Origin of the sequence: Corallococcus praedator (genome assembly GCF_003612125.1) — a bacterium.
GTDB lineage: Bacteria > Myxococcota > Myxococcia > Myxococcales > Myxococcaceae > Corallococcus > Corallococcus praedator.
The window spans coordinates 1-389 of sequence record NZ_RAWI01001420.1; the positions used below are offsets into that span (position 1 = coordinate 1).

The window sequence follows — 389 nt, forward strand, 5'->3', positions numbered from 1 at the left end:
CTGATCGGCTGCGCCTCCCGGCCGGCGGAGCCGGCCTCCGGCACAGCCTCGCCCCGCTCGCGGTGCTCCGGCCGGCGGCCCGTACCTCCGTACTGTTCCACCGGCCTACGCATCGCGAGCAGGGCGTCAGGAACGCGAGGCGTCACGCGCGCTGGGAGAACCAACATCCGGCTTCCTCGTCGCGGAAGACGCACGCGTTCCGGCCCGACTCGAGCACGAGGTCGAAATAGCGGCGGTCGAGCGGCTCCTCCGTCCACCAGCGGTCGACGACGCGCCACTCCTCGCGCACGAGCGCGACTCCTTCGCGGTTGACGCGTGTGGGCACGCCGACGGGGCTCGCCTCGACGAGCGCCGGCCGCGGCGCGTTTATTCGTCCCGCGGTACTAACA

The 389-nt window shown here is 72.5% G+C and carries 1 protein-coding gene; it reads right to left on the bottom strand.

What is annotated here, in order from left to right; genetic code table 11:
• Positions 1 to 142: 142 nt before the first annotated feature.
• The coding region (locus D7Y13_RS44715) for a hypothetical protein (RefSeq protein ID WP_208734765.1) at positions 143 to 389 on the bottom strand (247 nt) is incomplete at its 5' end.